We start from the raw sequence: 5,634 nt of genomic DNA, 5'->3' as shown, positions 1-5,634 counted from the left end.
CTTCGCGCATGTGCTCGTCGCACAGGTAGGCCATGTTGGTGTCGTCCATCTGCACATAGGTGCAGCCGGCTTCGGCCAGCGAGCGCAGTTCGTCGCCGTAGGCGTTGGCCACGTCCTGGTAGAAGCTGGGTTCGAGCTCGGGGTAGTGCTGCTTGCTGATGCCCGCGCGACCGCCGCGGAAGTGCAGCATCGTCGGCGAGGGGATGGTCACCTTGGCCGTGCTGCCCGGTGCCAGCTGGCTCTTCAGGTACTGGAAGTCGGCCAGCTGGATGTCCTTCACGTGGCGCACCTTGTCGATCACCTTCATCACCGGCGGCGCCAGCTCTTCGGTGCCGTCGGGTCGAATGATGGTGACCGGAATGTCGGTCTTCACGCCACCCAGCTGCTCCAGGAAGTCGATGTGGAAGTAGGTGCGGCGGAACTCACCGTCGGTGATGCTCTTCAGGCCCACGTCTTCCTGGAACTTGACGATCTCGGTGATGCACTCGTCTTCCACCTTGCGCAACTCGGCGGCCGAGAGCTCGCCCTTGGCTTTCTTCTCGCGGGCTTCCAGCAGGCGCTTGGGGCGCAGGAAGCTGCCCACATGATCGGCGCGGAAGGGGGGCGCGGTGCGCGTGCTCATTGCATGTCTCCAGGATGAGGGAAAGCGTCGATATTAGTAAGCCGGGTGTGCGATGAATACAGCGTTTGCCTGAAATCGAGGGCAAACCCTTGTTTTTGGGGATCTGGATGGGCGAATAGACTTTGTATGTATACAACGCGTATTCAGAAAGCCACCGCCATGAAGTCCGCTGTTTCGACCTTCCCGCTCAACGCCTGGTACGCCGCCGCCTACGACATCGAGGTCAAGGCCGCCCTGCTCAGCCGCACCATCTGTGGCCAGAAGCTCGTCATGTTCCGCCGCAAGGACGGCACCGTGGCCGTGCTCGAGGACGCCTGCTGGCACCGCCTGCTGCCGCTCAGCAAGGGCACGCTGCACGACGACGAGATCACCTGCGGCTACCACGGCCTGGTGTTCAACGGCGACGGCCGCTGCACCCACATGCCCTCGCAGGAGACCATCAACCCCTCGGCCTGCGTGCGGTCCTTCCCGGTGGCGCAGAAGCACCGCTTCATCTGGGTCTGGCCCGGCGACCCGGCGCTGGCCGATGAATCCAAGATCCCCGACCTGCACTGGAACGACGACCCGGCCTGGGCCGGCGACGGCAAGCTGATCCGCGTGAAGTGCGACTACCGCCTGGTGCTCGACAACCTGATGGACCTGACGCACGAGACCTTCGTGCACGGCTCGTCCATCGGCCAGCGCGCCGTGGCCGAGGCGCCCTTCGTCGCCACTCACAGCGACAAGTACGCCACCGTCACCCGCTGGATGGAAGGCATCGATGCGCCGCCCTTCTGGGCCGCGCAGCTCAAGCACGCCACCGGCTACGAAGGCCAGGTCGACCGCTGGCAGATCATCCGCTTCGAGGCGCCGTGCACCATCGCCATCGACGTGGGCGTGGCACCCACCGGCACCGGGGCGCCGCAAGGGGATCGCTCGAAGGGTGTGAACGGCTTCGTGCTCAACACCATCACGCCCGAGACCGAGACCACCTGCCACTACTTCTGGGCCTTCGCGCGCAACTACTGCCTGAACGAGCAGCGCCTCACGCACGAGCTGCGCGAAGGCGTGGCCGGCATCTTCCGCGAGGACGAGTTGATCTTGGAGGCGCAGCAGCAGGCCATCGACGAGCACCCGGGCTACACCTTCTACAACCTCAACATCGACGCCGGCTCGATGTGGGCGCGCAGGCTGATCGACAAGATGGTGCAGAAGGAGGCGCCGCCGCCGGGTGCACCCAAAGTGATCCCGCTACGGAGTGCAGCATGACCTGCCCGCCGCGTCATCCCGGCGAACGCCGGGATCCACTCCCGGAAATGGGCAGGCGGTGCGCGCAGTGGATCCCGGCCTTCGCCGGGATGACGGGAAGGGTGGCGCGATGAGCGCGAGGCCCGAAGCCGCGGACGACGCCGGCACCTCGCAGACCGTGCGCACGCAGCTCAAGCTGCGCGAGCTCATCGTCAACGGCGAGCTGAAGGCCGGCAGCCGCATCGCCGAGCTCGCGCTGGTCGAGATGCTGGGCGCTTCGCGCACCCCCATCCGCATGGCGCTGGTGCGCCTGCAGGAAGAAGGCCTGCTCGAGGCCCTGCCGAACGGTGGCTTCGCGGTGAAGGACTTCTCCGAAGCCGACATCCACGACGCCATCGAGGTGCGCGGTACGCTCGAAGGCCTGGCCGCGCGCCTGGCGGCTGAGCGCGGGGTGACCTCGGTGCTGCTGGCCGAGGCGCGCGACTGCATTGCCTGCATCGACGACCTGCTCGCGAAGCCGGAGCTGACGGAGGACTCGTTCAACGGCTACGTGGAGCAGAACGGCCGCTTCCACGACCTGCTGTCCGAGATGGCGGGCAGCGAGCTCGTCGCGCGCCAGCTCGAACGCGCCAAGACACTGCCCTTCGCCTCGCCCAACGGCTTCGTGATGGCGCGCTCCACCGGCCCCGATGCACGCGACATCCTGGTGGTGGCGCAAGCCCAGCACAAGGCCGTGATCGAGGCCATCGTGCAGCGCGAAGGCGCGCGCGCCGAAGCCCTGATGCGCGAGCACGCGCGCATCGCCCACCAGAACCTGCGGCAGGCGCTGCAAAGCCACCAGAGCCTGCAGAAGCTGCCCGGCGCGAGCCTGATCCGCCGCCGCGCCACCCGATAGGAAAGCCCGAACCATGAAGAACAGCCAGGCCTGGCACCCCGCCCACATCCGCGCCCACCGCGACCTGAGCCCGACCGTGCGCGAGTTCGAGATCCGCCCCGAAGGCGGCGTGAAGCCGTGGACGGTGGGCAGCCACCTCAAGGTGCAGGTGATGGACGGTGACACCCGCTCCTACTCGCTGGTCGGCCTCCCCGACAAGGAGGTCTACCGCATCGCCGTCAAGCGCGCCGAGCCCGGCCGCGGTGGCTCGCGATTCATGTGGGGGCTGGAAGCCGGCGCCGAGCTGATGATCGGCGAGCCCAACAACCACTTCGAACTCGCTTTCAACGCACCGCAGTTCCTGCTGGTGGCTGGCGGCATCGGCATCACGCCGCTGGTGGGCATGGCGCAGATGCTGGCCGCGCGCGGCGCCGACCTGCGCATGCGCTATGCCGCGCGCTCGGCCGCCGAGCTGGTGCTGGCCGACGTGCTGCAGCAGGCACTGGGCGATCGCCTGCAGACCTTCTGCAGCGATGCCGGCCAGCGCCTCGACCTCGATGCCGAGATCGCCGGTCTCGCCCCGCGCGGGCAGATGCTGGTGTGTGGCCCCATCGGCCTGCTCGACGCGGCCCGCGAGGCCTGGGCCCGTGCCGGCCGCGCGGCGGCCGACCTGCGCTTCGAGACCTTCGGCAACTCCGGCCACCACGCCGTGCAGCCCTTCTGGGTGGAGCTGCCGCGCCACAAGATGCGCATCGAGGTGCCGGCCGATCGCAGCCTGCTGGACGTGCTGACCGAAGCAGGCGTCGAGACGCTGTCCGACTGCTGCCGTGGCGAATGCGGCCTGTGCGCGATGGACGTCATCGCCGTGCAGGGCGACATCGACCACCGCGACGTGTTCTTCAGCGAGCACGAGCACCGTGCCAACCAGCGCCTGTGCGCCTGTGTCTCGCGGGTCAGCGGCGGTGGCGTGGTGCTCGACACGGCCTATCGCGCCGACTAGATCGAATCTAAGGGTTCACACCATCTGTCATGCCAGCCCGGCATAGCTGCTAGTCGTACTCCCCAGTTGCCGAATACCGTGCGCTTGCCGCACAGTCGCTGCCATTCCCCGCCTCACCTTGGAGACTCCGCCATGCAAAAACGCCATGTCCTGAAGGGACTGTCCGTCGCCGCGCTCGCGCTGGCCCTGCCGCACAGCTTTGCCCAGACGGCCCCGTTCAAGATCGGCTTCATCCTGCCCATGACCGGGCAGTCGGCGTCCACCGGCCGCCAGATCGAGGCAGCGGCCAAGCTGTACATGGCGCAGAACGGCAGCACGGTCGCCGGCCGCAAGATCGAGCTCATCATCAAGGACGACGCCGGCGTGGCCGACTCCACCCGCCGCATCGCGCAGGAACTGGTGGTCAACGACAAGGTCGACGTGCTGGCCGGCTTCGGCCTCACCCCGCTGGCCATGGCCACCGCGCCCATCGCCACGCAGAGCAAGACGCCCATGGTCGTGACGGCGGCCGCCACCTCGGCCATCACCAACGCCTCGCCCTACATCGTGCGCACCAGCTTCACGCTGCCGCAGGCCGCGGTGAGCATGGGCGAGTGGGCCGGCAAGAACAAGATCAAGAAGGTCGTGACCCTGGTGGCCGACTACGCGCCCGGCATCGACGCCGAGAAGTTCTTCAAGAGCCAGTTCCAGCTGAACGGCGGCGAAGTGGTGGCCGAGATCCGCTCGCCGCTGAAGAGCCCCGACTTCGCGCCCTTCCTGCAGAAGGTGCGTGATGCCAACCCCGACGCGGTGTTCGTGTTCCTGCCCTCGGGCCAGGGCGCGGCCTTCATGAAGCAGTTCGCCGAGCGCGGCCTCGACAAGTCGGGCATCAAGCTCATCGGCACCGGCGACATCACCGACGACGACCAGTTGAACGACATGGGCGACGTGGCGCTGGGCGTGGTGACCGCGCAGCACTACTCGGCCTCGCACAACTCGCCGATGAACAAGAAGTTCGTGCAGTCCTTCGAGGCGGCCAACAAGTTCCGCCCCAACTTCATGGCCGTGGCCGGCTACGACGGCATGCGCGTGATCTACAAGGCGCTCGAATCCACCAAGGGCAAGGGCGGCGGCGACGACCTGCTGGCCAACATGAAGGGCCAGCTCTTCGAGAGCCCGCGCGGCCAGGTGATGATCGACGCCCAGACGCGCGACGTGGTGCAAGACATCTACATCCGCAAGGTCGAGCGCGTGGGCGGCCAGCTGTGGAACCAGGAGTTCGATGTTCAGAAGGCTGTGAAGGATCCCGGCAAGGCCAAGTAATCCCGGCCAGGCTGATCGCCCGTCCAAGGCCGCCCGTTCGCGTGCCACCCACCGTTCGGGCTGAGGTATCGAAGCCCTGCTCCGTGCACGCGTCGCACGGGCCTTCGATACCTCAGGCTGAGCGGGTGGTCGCGGATGGCGCATTGAGCATTCAGACCATTTCATGCTGACCCTCCTCTTCGACGGCATCGCCTACGGCATGCTGCTGTTCGTCCTGTCCGTGGGCCTCGCGGTCACCATGGGCCTGATGAACTTCATCAACCTGGCGCACGGTGCCTTCGCCATGGCCGGTGGCTACACCACGGTGCTGCTGATGAACAAGCTGGGCGTGCCCTTCCTGGCCACGCTGCCGCTGGCCTTCATCTTCACCGCGCTGCTGGGCGCCGCCTTCGAGCGCACGCTGTACCGGCCCATGTACAACCGGCCGCACCTGGACCAAGTGCTGTTCTCCATCGGCCTGGTGTTCATGGCCGTGGCGGGTGTCGACTACATCATCGGCTCGCAGCAGCAGATGATCTCGGTGCCCACGTGGCTGCAGGGCCGCTTCGACCTGGCCGATGTGGGCATCGGCAAGTACCGCCTGTTCATCATCATCGTGTGCGGCCTGCT

Annotated in this window: 6 protein-coding genes; 5 read left to right on the top strand and 1 reads right to left on the bottom strand. The window is 67.0% G+C overall.

The genetic code is table 11. The features are described from left to right. The coding region (locus tag VFL64_RS18735; RefSeq protein ID WP_489541898.1) for a uroporphyrinogen decarboxylase/cobalamine-independent methonine synthase family protein at positions 1-622 on the bottom strand (622 nt) is incomplete at its 3' end. A gap of 159 nt (positions 623-781) precedes the next feature. Between VFL64_RS18735 and VFL64_RS18730 the strand changes: the two genes are divergently transcribed. From VFL64_RS18730 to VFL64_RS18710, 5 genes are all read left to right on the top strand, one after another. Beyond that, the gene (locus VFL64_RS18730; RefSeq protein ID WP_489541897.1) at positions 782-1,870 is read left to right on the top strand and encodes an aromatic ring-hydroxylating dioxygenase subunit alpha; all 1,089 of its coding nucleotides are present in this window, start codon (positions 782-784) and stop codon (positions 1,868-1,870) included. Between the two features lie 109 nt (positions 1,871-1,979). After that, the gene (locus VFL64_RS18725; protein WP_489541896.1) at positions 1,980-2,744 is read left to right on the top strand and encodes a GntR family transcriptional regulator; all 765 of its coding nucleotides are present in this window, start codon (positions 1,980-1,982) and stop codon (positions 2,742-2,744) included. Between the two features lie 13 nt (positions 2,745-2,757). Then, positions 2,758-3,723, top strand: coding sequence for a PDR/VanB family oxidoreductase (locus VFL64_RS18720; RefSeq protein ID WP_489541895.1), 966 nt, complete (start codon positions 2,758-2,760; stop codon positions 3,721-3,723). A gap of 132 nt (positions 3,724-3,855) precedes the next feature. Next, positions 3,856-5,025, top strand: a complete 1,170-nt coding sequence (locus tag VFL64_RS18715) for an ABC transporter substrate-binding protein (RefSeq protein ID WP_489541894.1) — start codon at positions 3,856-3,858, stop codon at positions 5,023-5,025. Positions 5,026-5,188: 163 nt separating this feature from the next. After that, positions 5,189-5,634: branched-chain amino acid ABC transporter permease (locus VFL64_RS18710; protein ID WP_489541893.1), on the top strand; the 446-nt coding region annotated here is incomplete at its 3' end.

This window comes from Rhizobacter sp., assembly GCF_035702065.1.
GTDB lineage: Bacteria > Pseudomonadota > Gammaproteobacteria > Burkholderiales > Burkholderiaceae_C > Rhizobacter.
This window is presented reverse-complemented; position numbering and strand designations above follow the sequence as displayed.

Coding starts and splice junctions, on each gene's coding strand:
- VFL64_RS18730 (WP_489541897.1), top strand. CDS start 782: ATGAAGTCCGCTGTTTCGACCTTCCCGCTCAACGCCTGGTACGCCGCC.
- VFL64_RS18725 (WP_489541896.1), top strand. CDS start 1,980: ATGAGCGCGAGGCCCGAAGCCGCGGACGACGCCGGCACCTCGCAGACC.
- VFL64_RS18720 (WP_489541895.1), top strand. CDS start 2,758: ATGAAGAACAGCCAGGCCTGGCACCCCGCCCACATCCGCGCCCACCGC.
- VFL64_RS18715 (WP_489541894.1), top strand. CDS start 3,856: ATGCAAAAACGCCATGTCCTGAAGGGACTGTCCGTCGCCGCGCTCGCG.